At 27.6% G+C, this 19,978-nt stretch carries 19 protein-coding genes, 2 tRNA genes, 1 other RNA gene and 2 pseudogenes; 12 read left to right on the top strand and 12 right to left on the bottom strand.

What is annotated here, in order from left to right:
- Both DU473_RS04340 and DU473_RS04350 read left to right on the top strand, forming a co-directional pair.
- Positions 1 to 197, top strand: a pseudogene (locus DU473_RS04340) (autotransporter outer membrane beta-barrel domain-containing protein); the annotation flags it as partial.
- Between the two features lie 547 nt (positions 198 to 744).
- Complete coding sequence (locus tag DU473_RS04350; RefSeq protein ID WP_131162846.1) at positions 745 to 1,092, top strand: P-loop NTPase fold protein; 348 nt, start codon at positions 745 to 747, stop codon at positions 1,090 to 1,092.
- Positions 1,093 to 1,673: 581 nt separating this feature from the next.
- Here DU473_RS04350 and dnaK read toward each other — a convergent pair.
- The 5 genes from dnaK to folD form a co-directional block, all read right to left on the bottom strand.
- The gene (dnaK, locus tag DU473_RS04355) at positions 1,674 to 3,545 is read right to left on the bottom strand and encodes a molecular chaperone DnaK (RefSeq protein ID WP_131162847.1); all 1,872 of its coding nucleotides are present in this window, start codon (positions 3,543 to 3,545) and stop codon (positions 1,674 to 1,676) included.
- A gap of 21 nt (positions 3,546 to 3,566) precedes the next feature.
- The gene (gene grpE, locus DU473_RS04360; protein WP_131162848.1) at positions 3,567 to 4,073 is read right to left on the bottom strand and encodes a nucleotide exchange factor GrpE; all 507 of its coding nucleotides are present in this window, start codon (positions 4,071 to 4,073) and stop codon (positions 3,567 to 3,569) included.
- Entirely contained in the window at positions 4,070 to 4,855 is a 786-nt protein-coding gene (locus DU473_RS04365; protein WP_243830419.1) for an HrcA family transcriptional regulator, read from the bottom strand. The genes grpE and DU473_RS04365 overlap by 4 nt, the downstream gene beginning before the upstream one ends.
- A gap of 149 nt (positions 4,856 to 5,004) precedes the next feature.
- Positions 5,005 to 5,856, bottom strand: a complete 852-nt coding sequence (lepB, locus tag DU473_RS04370) for a signal peptidase I (protein ID WP_131186604.1) — start codon at positions 5,854 to 5,856, stop codon at positions 5,005 to 5,007.
- 15 nt (positions 5,857 to 5,871) lie between these two features.
- Positions 5,872 to 6,714: a bifunctional methylenetetrahydrofolate dehydrogenase/methenyltetrahydrofolate cyclohydrolase FolD gene (folD, locus tag DU473_RS04375; protein ID WP_131186605.1), complete on the bottom strand. Its 843-nt coding sequence runs from the start codon at positions 6,712 to 6,714 to the stop codon at positions 5,872 to 5,874.
- Between the two features lie 139 nt (positions 6,715 to 6,853).
- Here folD and DU473_RS04380 point away from each other — a divergent pair, with 139 nt between their 5' ends.
- The 8 genes and pseudogenes from DU473_RS04380 to DU473_RS08450 all read left to right on the top strand — a co-directional run bounded on the left by DU473_RS04380 (position 6,854) and on the right by DU473_RS08450 (position 14,322).
- Complete coding sequence (locus tag DU473_RS04380) at positions 6,854 to 7,129, top strand: hypothetical protein (protein WP_234194087.1); 276 nt, start codon at positions 6,854 to 6,856, stop codon at positions 7,127 to 7,129.
- The gene (gene hemL / locus DU473_RS04385) at positions 7,129 to 8,403 is read left to right on the top strand and encodes a glutamate-1-semialdehyde 2,1-aminomutase (RefSeq protein WP_131162853.1); all 1,275 of its coding nucleotides are present in this window, start codon (positions 7,129 to 7,131) and stop codon (positions 8,401 to 8,403) included. Before DU473_RS04380 ends, hemL begins: the two co-directional genes overlap by 1 nt.
- Positions 8,400 to 8,645 (top strand): AtpZ/AtpI family protein, encoded by a 246-nt coding sequence (locus DU473_RS04390; RefSeq protein WP_131162854.1) that lies wholly within the window; start codon positions 8,400 to 8,402, stop codon positions 8,643 to 8,645. Before hemL ends, DU473_RS04390 begins: the two co-directional genes overlap by 4 nt.
- Positions 8,642 to 9,142 (top strand): hypothetical protein, encoded by a 501-nt coding sequence (locus DU473_RS04395; protein WP_131186606.1) that lies wholly within the window; start codon positions 8,642 to 8,644, stop codon positions 9,140 to 9,142. Before DU473_RS04390 ends, DU473_RS04395 begins: the two co-directional genes overlap by 4 nt.
- Positions 9,120 to 10,289: an MFS transporter gene (locus DU473_RS04400; protein ID WP_131186607.1), complete on the top strand. Its 1,170-nt coding sequence runs from the start codon at positions 9,120 to 9,122 to the stop codon at positions 10,287 to 10,289. The genes DU473_RS04395 and DU473_RS04400 overlap by 23 nt, the downstream gene beginning before the upstream one ends.
- On the top strand, positions 10,289 to 12,352 hold the full coding sequence (locus tag DU473_RS04405; RefSeq protein WP_131162857.1) for a flagellar hook-length control protein FliK: 2,064 nt from the start codon (positions 10,289 to 10,291) through the stop codon (positions 12,350 to 12,352). Before DU473_RS04400 ends, DU473_RS04405 begins: the two co-directional genes overlap by 1 nt.
- A 210-nt stretch (positions 12,353 to 12,562) precedes the next feature.
- Positions 12,563 to 13,984, top strand: a pseudogene (locus DU473_RS04410) (anaerobic C4-dicarboxylate transporter).
- A gap of 107 nt (positions 13,985 to 14,091) precedes the next feature.
- Positions 14,092 to 14,322, top strand: coding sequence for an AAC(3) family N-acetyltransferase (locus DU473_RS08450; RefSeq protein ID WP_279586429.1), 231 nt, complete (start codon positions 14,092 to 14,094; stop codon positions 14,320 to 14,322).
- A gap of 422 nt (positions 14,323 to 14,744) precedes the next feature.
- Here DU473_RS08450 and DU473_RS04420 read toward each other — a convergent pair.
- Both DU473_RS04420 and DU473_RS04425 read right to left on the bottom strand, forming a co-directional pair.
- Positions 14,745 to 14,820 (bottom strand) — tRNA-Met (locus DU473_RS04420).
- 11 nt (positions 14,821 to 14,831) lie between these two features.
- Positions 14,832 to 14,906: transfer RNA gene (locus tag DU473_RS04425), tRNA-Gln, on the bottom strand.
- A gap of 81 nt (positions 14,907 to 14,987) precedes the next feature.
- On the opposite strand from DU473_RS04425, the gene DU473_RS04430 reads away from it, so the two are divergent.
- Positions 14,988 to 16,007 (top strand): bifunctional 3,4-dihydroxy-2-butanone 4-phosphate synthase/GTP cyclohydrolase II, encoded by a 1,020-nt coding sequence (locus DU473_RS04430; RefSeq protein ID WP_131165789.1) that lies wholly within the window; start codon positions 14,988 to 14,990, stop codon positions 16,005 to 16,007.
- Positions 16,008 to 16,011: 4 nt separating this feature from the next.
- On the opposite strand, the gene efp is transcribed toward DU473_RS04430, so the two are convergent.
- Positions 16,012 to 16,581: an elongation factor P gene (gene efp, locus DU473_RS04435; protein ID WP_131162859.1), complete on the bottom strand. Its 570-nt coding sequence runs from the start codon at positions 16,579 to 16,581 to the stop codon at positions 16,012 to 16,014.
- Positions 16,582 to 16,685: 104 nt separating this feature from the next.
- Between efp and rnpB the strand changes: the two genes are divergently transcribed.
- Positions 16,686 to 17,013, top strand: an RNA gene (gene rnpB / locus DU473_RS04440) — RNase P RNA component class A.
- On the opposite strand, the gene DU473_RS04445 is transcribed toward rnpB, so the two are convergent.
- Genes DU473_RS04445 through flaG form a run of 4 tightly spaced genes read right to left on the bottom strand, consistent with a single transcriptional unit; the run spans position 17,001 to position 19,897 of the window.
- Positions 17,001 to 17,222: a hypothetical protein gene (locus DU473_RS04445; RefSeq protein ID WP_131165790.1), complete on the bottom strand. Its 222-nt coding sequence runs from the start codon at positions 17,220 to 17,222 to the stop codon at positions 17,001 to 17,003. The genes rnpB and DU473_RS04445 overlap by 13 nt on opposite strands.
- Entirely contained in the window at positions 17,206 to 17,589 is a 384-nt protein-coding gene (gene fliS, locus DU473_RS04450) for a flagellar export chaperone FliS (RefSeq protein ID WP_131165791.1), read from the bottom strand. Before fliS ends, DU473_RS04445 begins: the two co-directional genes overlap by 17 nt.
- 9 nt (positions 17,590 to 17,598) lie before the next feature.
- Positions 17,599 to 19,539: a flagellar filament capping protein FliD gene (gene fliD / locus DU473_RS04455; RefSeq protein WP_131186608.1), complete on the bottom strand. Its 1,941-nt coding sequence runs from the start codon at positions 19,537 to 19,539 to the stop codon at positions 17,599 to 17,601.
- A 1-nt stretch (position 19,540) separates the two neighbouring features.
- Positions 19,541 to 19,897 (bottom strand): flagella length regulator FlaG, encoded by a 357-nt coding sequence (flaG, locus tag DU473_RS04460; RefSeq protein WP_131162863.1) that lies wholly within the window; start codon positions 19,895 to 19,897, stop codon positions 19,541 to 19,543.
- Positions 19,898 to 19,978: the final 81 nt, after the last annotated feature.

Genomic DNA, 19,978 nt, shown 5'->3' on the forward strand with positions numbered 1-19,978 from the left:
GCGTAAAAGCTAAAGCTAGATTTGGTAGTATTAAAGCAACTGATGAATTTACTTTACCAAGAGTTCAAAGCTATGCAACAGGATCTTTTATCATTCCTCTTAATGAAGCTTTCTATTTTAGCTTAAATTATAATGGTATGTTTGATAGAGATGGTAATACTCATACAGGATATGCTCAATTTAACTATGTATGGTAAGAAATAATTACTTAGTTTACTAGTTTAATCTCCTAAACCCAAATGACTTTAGTTGTTTGGGTTTTATGTTTTTATATTTATGCTTTATTGTTTTTATACTTTTTGTAAGGGGTATTTTAAAAAAATATGTAACTATCTCTAAATAATTTTAGCAAAAATCCCAAATAATAGCTCTTTAAAACATATAAAAATACCTTTTTATCTTTCCCAATTTAAATTGTAAATTATCCCAAATATCCCAAAATGTCCGTTTTATCCCAAGATAATGATTAAATGCTCTTTAAAAGGCAGATAAAAGCGATATTTGATTTTAAATTTTATATCCCAAAAGTGTTTTTAATCTCTAAGATAGTTACATTTTTACTTAAAATAAGTTTATATTTTATTTTTTATGTAACTATCCTTATAAAACACTATATAATCATAATTTAACCGCTTTTTATATAAAAATAGTATGTAACTATCTATAGCTTTAAGGTTTGGAAGATAGTTACATAGAAAGCTTAAAATTTTTGTGAAATTAGATAATTATTTTGTGGAGTACATAATGAATGAAATTGATAATATTGCTAATTTTTTAAACAACAAATTTAAAAAGTGTTTAGCTATAAATGGACCTTGGGGCGTAGGTAAAACTTATTTATGGAAACAGGTTGAAAATAAGCTTTCTAAAATCAACAAAAATAGAAAAATTGTTTATATAGATTTATTTGGTAAAAAAAGTTATAAACAAATATTAGAAGAAATAGTTTTTAAAGTACATATGGGCTATAATAAAATAGTAAATGTTGCTTCACAAGTTATAACTAAAACTGCAAAATTTAAATCTGCTAGAGTAATTAGCATTAACCCTGATACTATTTTTTCCTTTTTAAAAAAGGAACTATTTTATTAGTTTTATTTTAATAAAGTTACAATTTAAATTTAAGTTTTGTAGAAAAATAAAATTTCCACTTTTATGGAAGTTTTATTTTTCCAAATGGAAATTTTATTTTTCTACCGACACTTTTATATGTATTTTATATTTTATTGCTTTTATGTCTTTGTATAGTTTATAAGTTGTTTTATATATCTTTTATATTTATATATCTTATATATTCATGCTTTTTATACTTTTATAGTTTTTATAGTTTTACGCACTAATATACTTTTTAAAGTTATAGTTAAAAACTTTAGCTTTAACTATATGTTTATATGCTTTTAAGTTGATAACTTTATCTTTTATGCTTTTAAAAGATATAAATATGTATTTGTGATAAGTGTTTAACTAAGCATATAAAATAATAAAATAGATATAAATATAATACTAAGTTGTTTTTAATATGTTTGGATTGAAAATTTTTTTGTATGGATATCACTAAAGCCTAAAATATTTATTTAAGATTAATACACTCAAAAAAAATATAAAAATATTTAAGTTTTTAATAAGAAAAATTCAAGCCTTTTAAAAAGGCTTGATTGAAGAATTTAAAGAGTTTATTCTACTTCAGCGTCGATTACATCATCATCTTTTTTCTTTTTATCATTTGCCGCATTTGGCTCATCTTTTTTATACATATTCTCAGCTAATTTATGAGAAACTTCGCTTAAAGCTTTCATTTTGCTTTCGATTTCTTCTTTACTTGCACTTTCATTTTTAAGAGTTTCTCTTAAGTCATCTAATGCTTTTTGGATTTTTGCTTTTTCGTCTTCTGCAACTTTTTCTCCTAACTCATTTAGAGATTTTTCTACTTGATGAGCAAGGCTATCAGCTGAATTTCTAGCATCTACAGCTTCTTTGCGTTTTTTGTCTTCTTCTTTGTGAAGTTCTGCATCTTTTACCATTTTATCGATTTCTTCTTCACTTAAACCGCTTGAACCTGTGATTTTGATTTCTTGAGCTTTTCCTGTTGCTTTATCTTTTGCGCTTACAGTTAAAATACCATTAGCATCGATATCAAAAGTAACTTCAATTTGTGGCATACCACGTGGTGCAGGTGGGATTCCTTCAAGATTGAAATTTCCTAAAGATTTATTATCACGGCTAAATTCTCTCTCACCTTGTAAAACATTGATAGTAACTGCACTTTGATTATCTTCTGCAGTTGAGAAAACTTGCTCTTTTTTAGTTGGTATAGTAGTGCCTTTTTCGATAATCTTAGTCATCACTCCACCTAAAGTTTCAATACCTAAAGAAAGCGGAGTAACATCAAGTAAAAGCACATCTTTAACATCACCTTTTATAACCGCACCTTGAATTGCGGCACCAATTGCCACAACTTCATCTGGATTTACTGATTTGTTAAGATCTTTTCCAAAAGCTTTTTTAACTTCTTCTTGAACTAAAGGAACACGAGTAGATCCTCCTACCATAACGATTTCTTTAACTTCATCTTTTTTAAGTCCTGCATCGCTTACAACTTCATTGATTTTAGAAATGGTTTCAGCCACTAAACTTTCAATCATGCTTTCAAATTTTGCTCTAGTGATTGTTTTGGTTAAATGTTTTGGCCCACTTGCATCAGCTGTAATAAATGGCAAGTTGATATTGGTTTCATTAGCAGAGCTTAGCTCTTTTTTAGCATTTTCTGCAGCTTCTTTTAAACGTTGTAAAGCCATTACATCATTTTTAAGATCAATTCCTGTTTCATTTTTAAATTCACTTGCTAGAAAATCGATCAATTTATTATCAAAATCATCACCACCTAAGAAAGCATTACCGCCAGTTGCTAAAACTTCTACAACATTATCACCTGTTTCAAGCACAGTAACATCAAATGTTCCTCCACCTAGATCATAAACAACGATTTTTTCGCTATCTTTTTTATCAAGACCATAAGCTAAAGCTGCAGCGGTTGGTTCATTAATAATTCTTAAAACATTAAGCCCTGCTATCGTTCCTGCTTCTTTTGTAGCTTTTCTTTGTGCATCATTAAAATACGCAGGCACAGTAATAACTGCATCAACAACTTTTTCACCTAAAAAAGCTTCTGCATCTTCTTTTAATTTCATCAAAACTTTAGCTGAAATTTCTTGCGGAGTATAAATTTTACCTGCAATTTCTATAGCACAAGCTCCATTTCTTTCAGTGATATGATAAGGAAGTCTGTTTTTGGCTTCTTTAGCTGCTTCTTCATTGATCATTAAACCCATTATTCTTTTAATAGAATAAATTGTTTTTTCAGGGTTAGTTACTGCTTGACGTTTAGCGCTATCGCCTACTAAAATTTCACCTTTATCTGTAAAAGCAACTACAGAAGGGGTTGTATTTTTTCCTTCTTTATTTGGTATTACTTTACTTTCACCACGCTCATATACAGAAACACAAGAATTGGTTGTTCCTAAATCTATACCTATAACTTTACTCATTTTTCATCCTTTTTAATAAATTTATTTTGCTACGCTAACTTTGACAGGTCGTATTACACGATCATTGATTTTATAACCTTTTTGTAAGGTTTGTATAATACTTCCACTTTCATGATCTTTGCTCTCTACATGAAACATTGCTTCGTGTAAATTTGGATCAAATTCTTTAATTTCATCTATGGATTTTACGCCATTTTTTTCAAGTTTTTTCATAAATAAATCTAGAGTATTTTGAACCCCCTCTTTAATTTTTAAGCTTATTTCATCATTTGCCTCAACATTTAAGGCTGCTTCTAATGCATCTAAAACATCAAGCAAATCTTTGGCAAAACTTTCATTGGCATAAAGCATTGCTGAAAGCTTTTCTTTTTCCATTCTTTTTTTGATATTTTCAAATTCAGCATTAGCTCTTATGTATTTATCTTTAAGCTCATCTAGCTCTTTTTGTAAAATAACTTCTTTATTTTCTTGTTCTTGATTGATTTCTTGATTGTCTTCTATAATTTCTTCGTTATTCTCTTGACTCACGCAGCCTCCTTTATTTGTTTTAAAACTTTATTATAGTCTGTATAAACACTACCAGCAAAGATAATATTTACACTCTTGCCCAAAAATTGCGCATTGATTTTAAATCCCATAAAACCTTTTTTAAATAAAGGCTCAAATTGTAAATTTTTGTTAAATTTTCTATCAACTGTGCAATCTAAGAGCTTAGCAAATTCATCATTTTGATAAATTTGATAAGCCCTTTGTTCATTAATTTTACTATAAACCAAACTTTGCTTTAAATTTGAAATTTTTTGAGCAAGTTCAACAAATTTAACTTTTAAAACTATATTTTCTAAATCAAAAAGATTTAATCCTATTAAAGTTTTTAAAAAATCAAAACCTTGACTGTTATACTTTAAAACAATTTCATTTTCTTCAAAGTCTAAAATAATAAATTTATCATTTAGATTGAAAATTTCTTTTAAAACAAGATCTCTTCCGCCATAAACCAAACAATAAATCTTATATTCTTTAAGCAAGTGATATAAAAATATTTCGTTTTTAATATCAAGCTCACTATCGATATCAAGCTCATTTCTCCAATAATTTTGCATGGTCAAAATAGTAGGAATTCGACCGCTACTAATATGAATTTGAGTTATAAGCCCTTCATCGCTAAGTTTTTTAAGATATACACGTATAGTAGAAGCTGGAATGCAAAGACTAGAATTCAACTCATTAGAACCTATAGGTGTATTATCTGACAAATAAGTTTCAATGATAGATTTTAAAATTAATTCTCTTTTATCCTCAACTTTTATCATTATTAAACTCTTAAAAAATCTATAATTTTTGATAATTATATAACTTTAGTGATATTTTGTCAAGTATTATTTTAAAAAATATACTTAATTTTATTTAGTCTATAACGCTAAAGTTATATTAGTATACATATATAAATTTAAGTAATTTAATATGATTGTGATGAATTTTTACTTGAATTTTGTTCAAAATACTCATCACTTTCTAAAGTTTTCACAAAACGCCCTATTCTGTTCCATCTTACATTTTTCTCCTCATCCCAAGAAAAATATACAAACCAAGGACTTCCAACAATTAAACTATAAGGCACACTTCCCCAAAAGCGACTATCATAAGAATTATCCCTATTGTCGCCTACCATAAAATATTCATTTTCTGGAACATCAAAAACATAAGCATTGCCTCCGTTAAATCCTACATTGGTGCCTAATTCTTTAAAATAAATAGGAGACATAGCAAAATCATTTCGCATCATATATTCTAAAATATCACCTTCTATATTTTTATGTATATCATAATGAATCCCTTTTTGCTTATAAGGTTCTTTTACATAAATTTCCCCACCTAAAATAACTATATCATCTTTATAATGCTCTTTCATAAAATCATCGCCTTCGTGCATTCTTATATATAAAGTTTTATTAGCATAAACTACACGATCAAGACCTAAAGCTACACAACGTTTTACATAATGTTCTTTGGTATTTTTAGGATTTCTAAAAACTACTATATCCCCTCTTTTAGGCCCCTTAGCAGAAATTAAATGTCCATTTTTATTAAAATCAGGCAAAATAGGAATTTCAAGCCAAGGAATATGTGGAGTTGGAATACCATAACTAAATTTTTTTACAAATAAAAAATCCCCAACTAATAAAGTATTTTTCATAGAACCAGAAGGGATAACAAAAGCTTGAATAAAAAAGAATATTACTAAAAGAACAATAACAACTGTTCCAGTCCATGACTGAGAAAAACGATAAAGTTTTTTTAAAAATTGCATATAATTTCCCTAAAATTAAAGTCTATTTTTTGCTGATTTGACTGTATTTTCTAAAAGCATTGCTATAGTCATAGGGCCTATACCTCCTGGTACAGGCGTAATGTAGCTTGATTTTTTTGAAACATTTTCAAAATCAACATCACCTACAATTTTATTATCAATATAATTAATACCAACATCTATAACAATAACGCCCTCTTTTACCATATCAGCCTTTAATAAATGAGCACAACCTGCAGCAACTACAATCAAATCAGCCTTTTTAGTGTAAAAATTTAAATCCTTTGTCTTAATATGACATATACTTACACTAGCACCAGCATTTAAAAGCATACTTGCCATAGGACGCCCTACTATATTAGACGCTCCAATCACTACAGTATCAAGTCCTGCTAAATTAATATCATAAGCCTTTAAAAGCTTGATCACCCCTAAAGGTGTACAAGGTAAAAAACCGCTTTCTAAACCTAAATTTAAATATCCAACATTTATAGGATGAAAACCATCAACATCTTTAGAACTTGCAATATTTTCTAAAATAATATCCTTATTAATATGGCTTGGCAAAGGAAGTTGGATTAAAATTCCATGTATACTATCATCATAATTTAAGGTATTAATAAGAGCTAAAAGCTCATTTTGTGTTATATCTTTTTTCAGATGATAAGAAAGCGATTTAATGCCACAAAATTCACAAGCTTTAATTTTATTTTGCACATAAATTTTACTCGCTTCATCATCTCCGACTAAAATAACAGCTAAACAAGGTTCTATAGATTTTTCTTTAAGCTCTAATACTTTAAGTTTTAATTCATTTTTTATTTTTAAACTTAAAGCCTTGCCATCAAGTAAAACCATTGTATTCCTTTTTAAATTTATACATTTTTTAAAATAAAAATTGTATCATATTAAGAATTTATTAACAAGGTAAAATTTGAGACTTATTTTTATAGTATTATTGATTTTTTCAAAACTTTTTGCAGAAGATTTTATCACTATGAAAGAATATGCCAAAATGCTATATGAAAATCCTAGAGGAATTAGCTGCAAAGAATGTCATGGAAAAGATGGTGGAGAGCAAATTTTAGGATATATCATCAAAAAAGATACAAAAATACCTTATAAAATTCCAAGTATTCAAAATTTAAGTTTTGAAAAATTTAAACTAGCTCTTACTCAAGAAAAAGATTCAAGATCTATTATGCCAAGTTATTCTCTTACCGAAGATGAAATAATAACTTTATATAATTACATCAATCACAAGGAAAAATAATGACAAACAAACAAGCTTTTGAAGAATCATCTAAATTTATAGCTGGTGGAGTTAATTCTCCTGTTCGTGCCTTTTTAAATGTTCAGAGCAATCCTTTATTTATAGATCATGGCAAAGGTGCTTATATTTATGATATTAACAATGAAGCTTATATTGATTATGTTCAAAGCTGGGGACCTTTGCTTTTTGGACACTGTGATAAAGATATACAAAATGCTTGTATTAAAGCTTTAAAAAAGGGATCAAGTTTTGGTGCCCCTACTCTACTTGAAACTGAACTTGCAAAACTCATTTTAGAATCTTTTCCTCATCTTGATAAAATTCGTTTTGTAAATAGTGGCACAGAGGCAACAATGAGTGCCATAAGACTTGCTAGAGGATATACAAAAAAAGATAAAATTCTTAAATTTGAAGGTTGTTATCACGGACATTCTGATTCTTTATTGGTAAGTGCTGGAAGTGGAGCTGCTACATTTAATTCTCCTAGTTCTTTAGGCGTTTTAAAAGATGTTGCAAAGCAAACTTTAGTAGCAACTTATAATGATATAGAAAGTGTTAAAGAGCTTTTTCATAAACATAAAGATATAGCCTGTGTTATTATAGAACCTATAGCTGGAAATATGGGTTTAGTAAAAGGGGAAATTAATTTCTTAAAAGAACTGGCTAAAATTTGTAAAGATAATGAAACTTTGCTTATTTTTGATGAAGTAATGAGTGGGTTTAGAGCTTCTTTTTTAGGTTCATATGCAATCAATAAAATAGAAGCTGATATTGTAACTTTTGGTAAGGTTATAGGTGGAGGAATGCCAGCAGCAGCTTTTGCAGCAAAAGCTGAAATTATGGACTATTTAAGTCCACTAGGTGGAGTTTATCAAGCAGGAACTCTAAGCGGAAATCCTTTAGCTATGGCAGCAGGGATTGCAAGTATTAGCAAAGCAAAAAATACTAAAAATCTCTACACCAAACTTGAAAAACTTGCCAAAAAACTAACTTTAGGGCTTAAACAACTTGCCAAAGAAAAAGGTATAGCACTACAAACTTCTTATGTTGGATCAATGTTTGGATATTTCTTTAACGAAAATGAAGTAAAAAATTATCAAGATGCTTTAAAATCTGATTTAAAACTTTTTGCTAAATTCCATCAAAATATGATTAAAAATAAAATTTATTTAGCTCCTTCTTCTTTTGAAACAGGTTTTATTTGTTCAAAAATGACTCAAAAAACTATCGATATCACTTTAGAAGCAGCAAAAGAAAGTTTTAAAAAATTATGAACAAAAGAAAAAAGATTATTCAAAAAAGCATAGAAGCCGCCAATGGCCTAAGCCTTGGAATTTCTATTATTGTTGCTATTATTATTGGTGTAGCTTTGGGTTATTTTTTAAAAAAAATTACAGGACTTACTTTTCTTTTTTGGCTTGGAGTTTTTTGGGGGATAGCAGCGGCTATTTTAAATGTATATAAAGCCTATAAAGCACAAGTTAAAAGCTATGAAGAATTTCAAAATAAAAAATGAAAACAAAAGATAAAAAAAAATTATTTTTATTATTTATTATTGCCCATATATTTTTTTATGGGTTTTTATTTTTTATCCATTCTTTAAATCAAAAAAATATTATAAGTTTTGAAATTGCATTTTTTAGTAGTTTATTAATTATCATTATCTCGTATTTTAATTATCAAAAAAATATTATAAAAAATACTAATAAATATCAATTTTACCAAATGCCAAATATTTTTATTAAAAATTATAAAAAAGATCAAAAAATTATAAAATTTAAAAAAGCAAATGACGATTTAGACCTGAATTTTAAAGATAAAATAAAAAATTTTACTTTATTTTTTACTTTATTTAAATTACTAGCCTATGGAATTTTAGTTGCTGGATTTTTATTTTTAAACCGCAAAGGCATATTTTCTGTTTTTGCTTATTTGGGTGGAATTTCAGCCTTATTACTTTGTATTATAATATTTGCCTTGTGTGTGAAATATGAGTTTAACAAGAATAATTAGATCTTTAATGGCATTATTTGCCTCTATGGCTTTTTTATTTGCTGGAAATGCCTTGATGATGAGCTCAATAGGAGTAATTTTAAAAGAAAATAACTCAAGCTCTTTGGTAATAGGGATTATTAGTTCTTGTTTTTTCATAGGAGCATTATGTGCAACAATAGGAATTCATAAAATCATATCTAAAATAGGACATATTAGATCTTTTGGACTTTTTGTATCTATTTTTGGAATTTCTGCTATTTTACATGCTTTAAGCAACAATCTATTTTTTTGGGCTTTTTTGAGATTTTTAATTGGAATTTGTTATTATGGTTTACTTATGGTCATAGAATCTTGGCTTAATGAAAAATCTAAAAATGCTACAAGATCTAGAATTTTAGGCTTTTATGAGATAATTTTTTATTTCTCTTATGCTTTAGGTACTTTAATTTTGGCTTTAAATTTAAGTCAATATACAATTTTTATTATAAGTGCTAGTTTGATTTTATTTTCTTCCTTGCCTTTAAATTTAATCAAAATCAAAGAACCAGCGATACCAAAACCTCATCCTATTTCTATACCTAAAATTTTTAACATTGCTCCATTAGCTATTGCGACGAGTCTTGTTGGGGGATTGCTTATTGGAGGATTTTTTTCTATGTCTTCTTTATTTATTATTTTACAAGGCTATGATACAAAATTTGTTTCTTATTTCATAGCTTGTGCAACTTTAGGGGGATTTTTAGCTCAAGCAATTATAGGTTTTATCTCCGATAGATTAGGAAGAAAATTTGCTATTATTATCTGTGTTCTCATAGGTTTTTTAACTATGTTATGCTTTTTATTGTTTAAGCCAAATATTTATTTTCAATATTTTCTAGCTTTCTTTTTAGGTTTTGGGACTTTTTGTCTTTATGCTTTAGCACTAGCTCGTGCTAATGATACCCTAACATCGAAAGATGGTATAGTAGAACTTGGACGCGGAGTATTGTTTTGTTATTCTTTAGGATCCTTAATCTCTCCTTTAATTTTGGGTATTTTAATGCAATATTTTACTTTTTATGGTTTTATTTATTTTTATGCATTTTTATTTGCTTTTTTATTTATTTTTGCTATTAATAAGCCAAATTTCATTTCTAAAAAAATAAAAATCTTAAAGATAAGATAATGATTAATACGGCTCTTACAAATCAAATAGGAACAAAACTCAAAAATGAAATTAAACCTGAGTCAAATTCTAAAGATGATGTATTAAAAGATAAATTAGATCCTAAAAATCTTTTAAATAAAACTTTAAAACAAAATTTAGATAAACTTATAGATTCTCAAGAAGATATACAAAAATTCATACAAAGTAAAACTGATTTAAAATTTAAAGAATTAATCAATAAACTTCTTGATCAAATTAATGCTCAAAAAAATCCGAATTCTCCTGTCCTAAAACAAGCCAATAAATTAAATCTTGCTCCAAATTTTGCAAACGAATTAAAAAGCTTGATACAAGAACTTTCAAAAAATAATCAATTTTCACAAGTATTAAATAAATTAGAAAATTTATTAAAACCAGTAACAGAAATTAAAAACAATGATATAGCCTTATTATTTAAAAATTCTGGAATATTTTTTGAAGCTAAATTAAAAGATTCTCTTAATAAAGAACTTTTACCTAAAAGTTTTTATAGTCTTATCAATGGAATCAAATCTTTAAGCAATGAAAATATTATCAATGAAATTTTAGAACTAGACTCTTTAAATTTAAATCCAAAACAAAGCTTAGAAAAACTTAAAAATATTATAGAAAAAAATATCAGCGAAAATAAACAAATTTTACAAAACAGTCCTTTTAATGCTTTGATAAATCTAGGTAAAAAAATTACAAATTTTAAAAATTATATTAACAAAAATCCTGAATTATCCCAGAAAAAAATTATCACAATAGCAAATAAAATTCTAAATGAAATCAATACATTGAAAAAAGATTTTATAAAAGATCTTAGTAAACCTCAAAATATAGCAATCAAAAATCCACAAATTCTTAAACAAACTATGCAAAGTTTAGATAAACTCGAACGCACTTTAAAAAACATTATTGAAAAAACTTATCATAAAACAGACAATGAAAAAAATACTCAAATTACAACTTCAACAGAAAAAAAGAAAAATCAAACCCATACTAAAGATATTAAACTAGAAACAAAAGACTTAAAAGATGAAATAATAAAAAATCAAGAAAATGCAAAAAAAGAAGATATAAATCAAGAAGACGAAAAAAAACAAGAAAACACAAAAGAAGAGTCAAAAACACCCCAAACAAAAGACAAAGAAAATGACAAAAAAGAAATAAAATTTGATAAAAATAATGAAAATAAATTAACACAAAAAGAAATAAAAAATTCCCAAAAAATTGATTTGAATACAGAAAATAATACCCATAAAAATGAAAATTTAAATCAAAATATATTCAATAATCTAACAAAAAACGAAAATGTAAATGAACAAAATATTAAAAATTTAATTTTTCTAAATAATGGAGAGATACTAAATGAAACAGAAGATTTAAGCAAAGCTTTATCATCATTTTCTAAAAAAATTGAAGAAAGTTTAAAACAACTTGATCCAAATTCTAAAAATGCCAAGAATATTTTAGTGGAATTAAAAAATATTGATCACAAAATTAATCTTTCTATGAAAGATATACAAAATATTAAACCAAGAACCCAAAATGACATAAATCACGATATACAAAATGATATAAAATCTACCTTACTTCAAGTTTCAAATTTGGCCAAAGCAACAGATAATGAAGCTATTTTTAATCAAGCAAATAGACTGATTGCACAAATTGAAATCAATCAATTAATGTCCTTGGCTAATAATTCTATTAACACTCATATACCTTTTTCTTGGGATGATTTAAATGATTCTAAAATCATTTTCAAAAGAGGAAAAAAAGATAAATTTTTTGCTCAAATTAAACTTGAATTTTCAAAACTTGGAAATTTAGAAATTTTAATTGCTTTAAATAACCAAAAATATATAGATATAAATATAATGGCAGAAAATCAAGAATTTAGAAAAAATATTTATGAAAATGCTCACAAACTTAAAAAAAATATCAATAAAGCAGGTCTTTTAAGTGCAAATTTCTTTGTTGGTGATATTATTAAATCAAAATTTGATATACATACAAAAAATTTCGATTTAAATATGGGAATGGATAAAAAAGTTTGATTTAAATTTTCAAATAAAAATTATCTTAAAAATTTAAATACCATCTTCTTACTTCTTATAATAAAAAATTATCCATTACACATAATCTCTTTGATAAAAATCATTTTTTAAAATATTTCAAAAATCAAGATAACAAAAATAATCGCACTAAGATATATTTAATTTATTAATATAATATTTTATTAATATTAATAAAATAAAGGTGGCAAAATGGAGCTCTTAATCAATCTTAATGAAGGCACTCAATTTGCAATCCAAATCATTATCGTTCTTATTTGTCTTTTTTATGGAGTAAAAAAAGGAGGTATAGCACTTGGATTGCTTGGAGGAATAGGAATTTTAATACTTGTCTTTGTTTTTCATATAAAACCAGGAAAACCAGCTATTGATGCAATGTTGACAATTTTAGCAGTAGTTGTTGCGAGTGACACTCTACAAGCTAGTGGCGGACTTGATGTGATGCTTCAAATTGCAGAACATATTTTAAGACGCAACCCGAAATTTCTAACCATACTTGCACCTTTTATAACTTGTTTTTTAACTATACTTTGCGGAACGGGTCATGTTGTTTATACTATATGCCAATCATTTATGATATAGCCATTAAAATAACATTCGCCCAGAACGCCCAATGGCTGCAGCTTCGATCTCTTCTCAAATGGGGATTATAGCAAGTCCAGTTTCTGTTGCTGTTGTCTCACTTACAGCACTTTTGCTAAATTCTAACCATAAACTAGCAGGATTTGATGGTTATATAAATTTATTGCAAATTACAATACCTAGCACACTTTTTGGAGTTTTATGCGTAGGAATTTTTTCATGGTTTAGGGGCAAGGATTTAGATAAAGATAAGAAATTTCAAAATAAACTCAAAAATGAAGAATTTAAAACTATGTTTATGGAAATACTAAAACTTTATTAAACAAAAAGCTTTCAAAAGATAATTGGCTAGCAATGTGGATTTTCTTAGGTGCTATTATCTGTGTTGCTTTGCTTGGAATTTTTGATTTTTTACGTCCAAATTGGGGACAAATTATAAAAAATAATATTCCTCAATTTGATAGCTTAGGAAATCCAAAAATAGATATTTTATCTATGGTATCTGTTATACAAATGTTTATGCTTTTAGCGGGATCTTTGATAATTATTTTTACTAAAACAGAGGCTAAAAAAATTGCTTCAAATGAAATTTTTAAATCCGGAATGATTGCTATGGTAGCAGTTTTTGGGATATCTTGGATGGCTGATACTATGTTTGCTATTCACACTCCAATGATGAAAGAAATGCTTGGAAATATAGTTAAAGATTATCCTTATACTTATGCAATTATGCTTTTATTGATTTCAAAATTTGTTAATTCTCAAGCCGCAGCTATTTCAGCTTTTGTCCCATTAGCTTTAAATATTGGCGTAGAACCTGGAATTATTATAGCTTTTGCAGCAGCTTGTTATGGGTATTACATTTTACCTACTTATCCAAGCGATTTAGCAACAATACAATTTGATAGATCAGGAACAACTCATATAGGAAAATTTGTAATCAATCATAGTTTTATCATACCTGGACTTTTAGGTGTATTTAGTTCTTGTGTAGCTGGATATTTAATTGCCTTAAGTGCTGGATATATTTAATATTTTGATTTAATTATATAATTAAATCAATCATTATTCATTTATCTAAATATTATATTTATTAAAATCTTATATAATAAATACGTTTAAATAGTAAAAGAGATAAAATGAATCCTTTCTTAAAAGCCAAAGATAAAGACTATACTAAAAAAGATTTAATTATTACCTTAGAAAAGCTAGGTATTAAAAAGGGTGATATACTTTGTGTGCATACTGAACTTTTTAATTTTGGTTTTCCTCTACTTCCTAAAAAAGAATATCTTAGTATTTATATAGAGTCTTTTTTAGAAGTTTTAGGAGAAAGTAGAACTCTTATAATGCCTACTTTTACCTCTTGATGTTTATAAACAAATAGCAATATTAAAAAATTCTAATAATTTTAAAAAAGAAAAATTTGGAAATTCTCATATCGTAAATATAAATTCTAAATCTTATCTAACAAATACTTTAAAAAAATTACTAGATGATCCTTATTGTCTTTTAGAAAATTAAATTCTAATTCAAATAAAAATCATAATCTTGTTTAAAAAATTTATTAATTCACAAAAAGATAAATTTAAAAGTAAATTTTAGAAAATATATATTTTATTTGAATTTTAAAGCTTTTATTTTGATATTATTTAACACTTTTATTTCTTTAGGTCAATAATTAAAGTCGATAAAAAAATATAAGTATAATAAATTAAAAATAATCTAAAATAATTAAATCTTTAGCAAAATCCTATTTTATAAATAAAAAGAAGTAAAAAAACAATACATTTGGTTGCGAAGGGGAGATTTGAACTCCCGACCTTCGGGTTATGAGCCCGACGAGCTAACCACTGCTCTACTTCGCGATATTAAGAAATGGATGGGGTAAAGGGATTCGAACCCCTGAATGACAGGACCAAAACCTGTTGCCTTACCGCTTGGCGATACCCCAATAAAAACCAAAATTATAATTAAATTTAATTGATTTGTCAAGCAAATAAAGCTATAATTTTTAAAAAACTTAAGGATTTAAATGAAATTTATAAGTATAGAGCAAGCCATTGAAGATTTAAAAGCAGGAAAAATGCTCGTAATGGTAGATGCAGAAGACAGGGAGAATGAGGGAGATATTATTTTTCCAGCTGAGTTTAGTTCAAAAGAAAAAGTAAATTTTACTATAAAAGAAGCAAGGGGGGTTGTATGCGTTGCTTTAAGTGAAAAATTGGCTAAAAAATTTGAACTTCCTTTGATGGTTCCAAATAATACTTCCAATCACGAAACAGCTTTCACTATAACCATTGACGCAAAAGAAGCGACAACTGGGGTCAGCGCTTATGAAAGAAATATGACTATAAAACTTTTAACAGATGAAAATGCAACAGCACAAAGCTTCGTTCGTCCAGGACATATAAATCCTTTAATAGCTAAAAAAGGCGGAGTATTAGAACGCACTGGACATACCGAAGGTAGCGTTGATTTATGTCGTTTAGCAGGACTTAAAGAAGCTTGCGTAATTTGTGAAATTGTCAAAGATAATGGAGATATGGCAAGACGTGCTGATTTAGAAGAATTTTGCCAAAAACATAATTTAAATATGATCACAGTTTCTGATTTAATAGAATATCGTTTAAAAAATGAAAGTTTAATTGAGTTAATTAATCAAAGCTCTAGCTCTCTTGCTGGTTTTGCAGCGCAAAAATACGAATTTAAAGATCATAACGGAATTAGACATATTGTTTTTTCTTTTAAAGAACCGAAAAAAATTGAAAATGTAAAATTTCATTCAAGCGGAAGTGATTTTGAGCTTCTTACTTCTGATAAATTTTCTACACTGCTAAAACAAATAGAATTTTTATATAAAAATGGCGGTCTTATTGTTTTTATGCAAGGAGAAAAAACACAAGCAATTCAAGTAAAAAACTATGGAATTGGGGCACAAATTCTTAGATATTTTGGGGTAGAAGAAATAAATTTAATATCACAAAATCATGATAAAGATTTTATAGGACTTAAAGGTTTTGGACTTAATATTAAAACTTGCAAAATAGCATAAAATGCTATTTGCTTGCTTTTTCTATGTATTCACCTCTTGTAGTATCCACTCTAATTACTTCACCTTCTAAAACATGAAAAGGGATTTGTACAACAGCTCCAGTTTCTAAAGTAGCTGGTTTTTTATTGGATCCTTGAGTATCACCTTTAAAATTTGGCGCTGTTTCTATGATTTTAAGTTCTACAACCTGAGGAACCTCAACACCGATTGCTTTACCATTATGAAATAAAACTTCTACCATCATACCATCTAAAAGCCATTTTTTAGCCTCACCTACATCATCTTCTGTAATAGCTACTTGCTCATAAGTTTCAGTATCCATAAACTGACAATTTTCACCATCATCATAAAGATACTGCATTTTTTTATTTTCTAAATTTGGCGCTTCACACTTATCGCCTGCATGAAAAGTCTTTTCAAGAACCTTTCCATCAATAAAAGATTTTATCTTAATACGTACAAAAGCAGGACCTTTTCCTGGTTTTACGTGTTGATATTCTACTATTTTAAAAGGAATACCATCAATTTCAATTTTTAAACCTTTTTTTAAATCACCCATCGAATAAGATGCCATAATCATTTCCTTATATGAAAAATAAACTTCATTTTACCAAATTTTATTTTATATACTTATAAAAAATTTATTTTCAAAACAAGAAATTTTGGCTAAAATTATATAAAGCATAGCGAATGCTCGCTTCATTATCTCAAATGAAGAGGAAAGTCCGAGCTGCAAAAGACAAGAATTCCATCTAACGGATGGCTAGGGTGACCTAAGGGACAGTGCAACAGAAAACAAACTACCACAAAAAGTGGAAAAGGTGAAAAGGTGAGGTAAGAGCTTACCAGCGATTTTAGTAATAATTTCGGCTTTGTAAACCCAATTCGCAGCAAGAAGGGATGGTTTAAGTCTTTAATTGAACCCTTCGCTTGATTTTGTTTGTAAAAACAAAACTAGATAAATGAGCATTTAAAACAGAACTCGGCTTATAGCTATGCTTTAGTGTATTCTAAAGCTCTTTTAAATTTATGTATTTCCATAGCAACTGCATCTTTTTTATCGGAAATAAGTTTTATTGCTTCTTCAATCAAAGCTTTAGCTTCGCTTAGTTTTTCTTTTTCTATATCATTTGGAAAATTACTAATAAGTTCTTCTAAAATGTTAACATTTTCCTCAATTAAAGCAAGTTTAAATTTATCAAGCCAAGTTTTCATTGCTATGAACATCTCTCCAAGCTTCTAAAAGACCTTTTACAACATTAATCACTTCATCAACTCTTGCTTCATTATTTTCTAAATTTGCCAAAGATAGCAGTTGAATCTCTCTTGTGTAAAGACCGCTTAAATAATGAGCCACATCTCCACCCTTTTCATAGTCAAGATTGTCAATAAGTTCTATAAAAATTGCAGTAGCTCTTTTTACATAATAAACTCTTTGCTCTATATCTTCATTTTTAATAGCAAATTTAATTCTTGCACAAAAACGTAAAATCCCCTCATAAAGCATTTCAATAAGCTTTTGTGGGGATTCTATCCCCACTTGATTTTGAGAATAAGCATTATAAGCTAAATTATTTTGCATCTTTATTCCTTAACTGTTTTGATTATTCATAGCATTAATCATATTTGTTATGGTATTAAGCTGTGTATTTAATTTATTTAAAATACTTTCATATTGCAAAAATTGATTTTGCATTGTTTCATATTTTGAATCAATCAAGGCCTGAGTTGATTCTTTAGATTTTGTTAATGATTTTGTATCATTAGTTAAGCTTTCATCAAGTTTTGTTAAAGAACCATTGCTTCCTGTCATACCTTGAAGCTTGCTTTTAAGTTGAGCAAAAACCCCAAGTCCTTCGATAGGTTCTGAAATTACAGTAGTATTTTTTAAACCAAACTGCTTAAGAAATTCATCATCTCCTTTGATGGTTAAATCAGAGCCATTATCACTATTAAATTTTATAATAACACCTTTTTTTCCATCTTTTTCTACATTTTCAAGTCTAACATTTAATCCATCTATATTTAAGCTATTGATATGTTCAACCAAATTTTTCATTTGTTCTTCTTTGGTTTCGCCCTTAAGAACAAATTCTTTACCATCTCTAGTTTTTGATAAATCATAAGTTTGATCATTAAAAACTATAGTAAATTTACCTTTTTCAAATTTAATCTCTTTTTCTCCTTCTGCTAAAGTAGCAGCATCACTAGTCTCTACTAAATCACCTGTATAACTAATATCTTTATATTGAGTAATACCAGCAAAAAAACTTTCGACAAAACTTGGATCTTCGTTCATCTTTTCTTCAAAAGTTGATTGAGAAAAACTTAAAGTTCCAGAATCACTTAAACTTAGTCCATAATCTTGTAAAGAAACCATTACCTTAGAAGGAATTTTATTGCCATTTGCATCTTCAATAAATCCATCAACAGATTGAGATCCAAAAAGAGTGGAAATAATAGTTGATCTTATACTATTTACTTCTGTAATACCTTGTAAGGTTCCTTTTGTTCCTGTTTCACTATTATAATCTGTAGCTGCTTGTAAATTCACTATTAAATCATTATAGCTATCTACAAGATCATTCATAGCTTTTACAACAGATTCATTGTCTTGTTGGATATCAAAATTAATCTCTCCAGTTGAATTTAAAGTCAAAGTTATACCAACTCCTAAATCTGTTACTGTATTGTTTTGACGGATCATTTTGATACCATCTAAAGTAAATTCAGCATTTTGAGCTTTTTGGATATGTAAAGGATTATCAGGATCATCTTCTATACCATAACCTTTAAAATCTTTTGAATCAATAGGAATATCACCAGCGCCACCCATAGGCTTATGAAGTTCCCAACCAAGATTTGAAAAAAGTTTTGAAGTATTCGCATCAGTTTTATAAGTTCCATCCTCTGCCTTAGATCCATCAAAGAAACTTATAGCATTATCTTCACCTGTTTCCTTGCTTGAAAGGGTTAGACGATAAGGGGCATCTTTTTCTCCAGTATTTACTATTTTAGCTTGTATATTTCCATCTGTTGCTTGATTGATTTTATCAGCTAAATCTTTATAGGTCGTATTTTTATCATAGCTAATAGTATATTCTTTTCCATTTTGAAAAAGAGTAAAAGAAGCTGTTCCTTCTAAATTTGCATCAATATAACCACCATCATTAGCAAGACCTTTACTTTGATAAACATCTTTTTGAGCAAGTTGAGTTACATTTACTTTCATGCTTTGCAAAGCCACACCGCTATCAGCTGTTAAACTGGCTGGTGGATTGGTTGTTACGCTTGCATTTACTTTTCTTTTTGCAAAAACAGTCGCATCACCCAAAGCTGAAACCGCTGTTTGAAAACTTAGAAGTTTTGTTTTAATTTCAGTTAAATCTTTTTGTTTAGTGTTATTTTCTTCAATTTTTTTTGTATATGGATTTATACGACTTGCTTCATCTGCTTTTTTTAATTTATCAATGACATCTTGTGTTAAAACTCCAGAACCAAAACCTAAACTAGATAGACTTCCAAATGCCATTTTAACTCTCCTTATTATAAATTAACCCTAATGCATCTCTAAAATATTCAGCCAATCTCATAGCTTCTTCACTAGGAATTTGACGGATTTCTCTTCCTGTATTTTTTTCAGTAACACTGATATACATAGAACCTATTTTATCATTAAAGGCAAATCTTATATTTGTATTTAACGAATCCATTTGTTCGTTTAATTTTTTTGTAATATCCGATAATTTCTCGCCTAAACCTTCTTGAATTTCTTTAGAATGTTTAGAATTTTCTTGAACCTTCTGAATATTTTCTTCATTGGTTTTATGATTATTTTGAATATTCATATTATTAGAAATATCCATTTTAGCCAGCTTAGTCACTTCCATTTTAAAATCCTTTTTAAAATTTTCGTTTTACTAGATATCGGATAAATATAAAAAAAATTAATAGTTTATATAAAAAATTAT

It is taken from the genome of Campylobacter novaezeelandiae (assembly GCF_004323845.1).
Classification (GTDB): Bacteria; Campylobacterota; Campylobacteria; order Campylobacterales; family Campylobacteraceae; genus Campylobacter_D; species Campylobacter_D novaezeelandiae.